Raw genomic sequence first — 3,255 nt, 5'->3', positions numbered from 1 at the left:
CGATTTTATCGTAGCCGGTGCCGCGCTCGGGCTGAGCGGCGACATCAATAAAGGCGTAGACTCGCCCATCGCCCGCTTTCTCCCAGTCAATGCGCGTTCGGTACGAGCGAATCACGCCCGCGCCCTCCGCCGCAGCGATCGCCGCAGCAACCTCGGCCTCGCTCTTGCCCGTCATGGCTGCAATTTGCGCCGCACTCAGGCGGGAATCGCGCTCCAGAATCCGCAAAACATCCAGGTCCATTATTTTCCTCAACCATAAAAAAACCGGCTCACTTGCGTAAGCCGGTTCGTCTTTAAATTAGAAGTTTCTCGTGAAAGCGCCTCAAGCAAGACCCGGCATTACGGAGCGGCCACAGCAGCCGGAGCCGCCGCAGCCACGCTAGCCAACACCAGAGCCAGGGTGATGCACTTCACTGCCAGAAAGTGTACCATAGAGCTGTCATGTTCACCATTAGCACCGACAAAGCGTTACTTGATTTTGCAACGATCCATGCCTACCTCGCTCAGGAATCGTACTGGGCCCAGGGAATTCCTGAGGAAACGGTGCGCCGTGCCATCGAGAACTCCGTCTGCTTTGGAGCCTATGTGGAAGAAACACACCAGCAGGTCGGATTCGCCCGGCTCATCACAGACCACGCCACGTTTGCCTATGTCTGCGATGTGTTTATCGTCCCCGCGTTTCAAGGCCAGAGCCTAGGCAAGCAGCTCATGGCGGCGATTGAGACCTATCTCTTGCCCTGGGGCTGCCGCCGCTGGGGATTAGTGACAAAAGATGCCCACGGCCTCTACGAGCAGTTTGGCTTCGAAGTGGAAAACAACGGGCGCTGGATGACCCGCAAGTTCCCCGATGTGTATCGTTCTGATGGCTCGCCCCCATGAACGGGGGCGTCTTATTGTCCTCGTTCCTCGGACACAAAGGCCACTTCGGGCCATGAGAACTTCCTATGGGCGGCACGCCCTTCGTGTCGCGAAGCGACAATAAGACGCCCCCCTCCAACGGGGGCGAGCCAACGGAGCGGTACAGGGGACGAAACTCAGTAGCCCAGCTCCGGGTTGACAGTATTCTTCAGCGGCTCACCCGCCTGCATCCGGCGCACTTGCTCGGCCACTAAAGCCGCGAGGCGCTCGGCGACGGTGTCGGTCTGGCCGCCGGTGTGCGGAGTGATGAGCACATTGTCTAGCTCCCACCATGGCGAATTGGGAGGAAGTGGCTCGTCCTCGAAGACATCCAGCCCCGCGCCCGCCAGCCATTTATTTTTGAGCGCCTTCCAGACATATTTTTCATCCAGCAAGCCGCCGCGCCCGATGTTAAACAGATAGGTTCCCCTCTGGACGATCTCAATCTCGTCCTCACCAAAGAACCAGCGCGTGGAGGGCGTGAGCGGGAGTGCGAGCACGATCATATTGCTACGGAGAACCAGCTCGTGGTACTGCAAGTGTGGCAAGACCACATCAAAGCCCTCGCTGGGAAGCTCCGGGTTGCGGCGCAGACCAATTGTGTTCATCCCAAAGGCCTTGCAGCGGGTCGCGATTCCCTGCCCAATCTGCCCCGCCCCCACAATCCCGACGGTCTTGCCTTCAAGCTGAAACAGTGGCGGGGAGATGCCCCAGTGTTTTTCTTCCTGCGCTAAAACACTTGCGGGAATCTGCCGCGCGACGGCCAGCATCATGGCCAGCACATGCTCCGCGCAGGCGCTTGCGTGCACATCTGAGCCCGTCACCACTTGCACGCCGCCTGTAAATAACTCCGGGTAGAGCTTGCCATCCACGCCCGCACTCGTGATCTGCACCACTTTGAGCTTCGGCAGCAGCCCCAGAAGCTCCGGCTCCAGCTTCGCCGTCACCACCAGCTCGGATTCGGCCAGTGCTTTCTCGTCGGGAGCCTTCGAGTCGCTGAAGTGCAGAATAACGGATTCGCCAAGTGCCTCGGTGAGCGCCTCGCGGAGCTTCGTGCTGGTAGAAAGACAGAGAACGTGCATGGCTTGATTGTACCCGCGCACCGCCGATTGAAAGAGGCACAGGATTTCGGGGAGGTATCGGTGAACTTTGCCTTACTCTATGATTCTGATTGACCCACGTGACGCGCTGATTGAAGCGCTTCTTGCCGCTGCCGAGCAAGGCACTCTTGCTGATCTCCCAACGGCTCAGTACGTTGATGCGCTGAAAGAAAAGTGGGATGAGGGGACGTTAAGTGGCTATAGCTTCTGGTGCACTCTGGTACTTCTCGCCCGCCACCGCTCCGCCTTTCCCGACGACACACAAGCCCTCCTCATCCAGCTAGCTCAGGCGCTTTGCCAGCACGCTCGCCCGGTTCGCGCCGCACGCCATTTCTATTATGTCAGCGGCTATCTTGAAGCGCTTGTCGTACTGCGTTTGTTGGCACAAGAGGATATTGAGCAAGACTTCGAGGACGCTGCCCACGAGTGGATCTTCTTTGAGTGGGGCTGTGGGGCGCACCTGAGCAATACCCGTGAGCTTCTGCACTCACTCGGTCTGCTCCTTACCCTCGATACACAGCCTCCCCGCCGAACAGAAACGCTCTTCCGGCGGCTGGTGAAGCTGGAGGAAGACCTCGCCAATCCTGTTCTTAAGACACTCCGGCAGAGCCTCAGTGAGGCCGAGGGCGTACTTTGGAGCCTGCTTGCACGCCTTGGTTTACAGAATCACCTACTCCCGCAAACCTCTTCGCCCGACACGCTGACGATTCCTTGCTTCGGCGGGGCTGTCTTTCGGCAACACCGTAGCTCACATGGAACGCTGGCGACGCTCTCACGCTACCCCTTTGCTCCCTCGACACCGCAGAACTTGCTCTGCCTAGACACTGTCATCTGTCAAACAAACACCGAGAATCGTGGCTGTTTTAGCGAGGGCGAGGTGCTGAAGAGCGTCACGCTCCAGCGGGGGGCAGAAGCGCTGGCACTTCGCTTCTATGACCATCGGCCCTCGACAGCTCAGGATGTCCAAGATGTCCAAGACGGCTGGGAACAATTCGAAGAGGGGGGAATTGGGATCTCTCCCCGGTGCCTGTCGGGCCATGAGCCCATCCAAGAGAGGCGAGGGAGCCACTGGGTTCTCACTGCCCGATTGGAAGCTCCCTGCCTTTTCGTCGTACTCTGGGCGATCTCCTTGGAGGGGGAGATAGAGGGGGTTCCGCTTGTCACTCCCGCCCACGTGGTGCCGTCGGTGCCGCGCCGAAAGGGCGAGGAGGCGTGGGATATTGACTGGGAACTGCCGGGCGGGCTCTGGAAGGTGCGC

At 59.3% G+C, this 3,255-nt stretch carries 4 protein-coding genes; 2 read left to right on the top strand and 2 right to left on the bottom strand.

Annotated features, from left to right (window positions below; genetic code table 11):
* Window positions 1-241: winged helix-turn-helix transcriptional regulator (locus ACH2EH_RS19825; RefSeq protein ID WP_395144399.1), on the bottom strand; the 241-nt coding region annotated here is incomplete at its 3' end.
* A 200-nt stretch (window positions 242-441) separates the two neighbouring features.
* Between ACH2EH_RS19825 and ACH2EH_RS19820 the strand changes: the two genes are divergently transcribed.
* Window positions 442-879 (top strand): GNAT family N-acetyltransferase, encoded by a 438-nt coding sequence (locus tag ACH2EH_RS19820; RefSeq protein WP_395144398.1) that lies wholly within the window; start codon window positions 442-444, stop codon window positions 877-879.
* Between the two features lie 155 nt (window positions 880-1,034).
* Here the strand turns inward: ACH2EH_RS19820 and ACH2EH_RS19815 are convergent, their stop codons facing one another.
* A complete protein-coding gene (locus ACH2EH_RS19815) occupies window positions 1,035-1,979 on the bottom strand; it encodes a D-2-hydroxyacid dehydrogenase (RefSeq protein WP_395144396.1) in 945 nt (314 codons plus the stop codon).
* 79 nt (window positions 1,980-2,058) lie between these two features.
* On the opposite strand from ACH2EH_RS19815, the gene ACH2EH_RS19810 reads away from it, so the two are divergent.
* Window positions 2,059-3,255: hypothetical protein (locus ACH2EH_RS19810; protein ID WP_395144394.1), on the top strand; the 1,197-nt coding region annotated here is incomplete at its 3' end.

It is taken from the genome of Armatimonas sp., from assembly GCF_043760365.1.
Taxonomy (GTDB): Bacteria; Armatimonadota; Armatimonadia; order Armatimonadales; family Armatimonadaceae; genus Armatimonas.
Note: the sequence above shows the minus strand (reverse complement) of the source record. Positions and strands in the feature narration are given on the sequence as shown.

Bases quoted from the DNA above. Each gene is read 5' to 3' on its own strand.
- ACH2EH_RS19820 (WP_395144398.1), top strand. From the start codon at position 442: ATGTTCACCATTAGCACCGACAAAGCGTTACTTGATTTTGCAACGATC.
- ACH2EH_RS19815 (WP_395144396.1), bottom strand. From the start codon at position 1,979: ATGCACGTTCTCTGTCTTTCTACCAGCACGAAGCTCCGCGAGGCGCTC.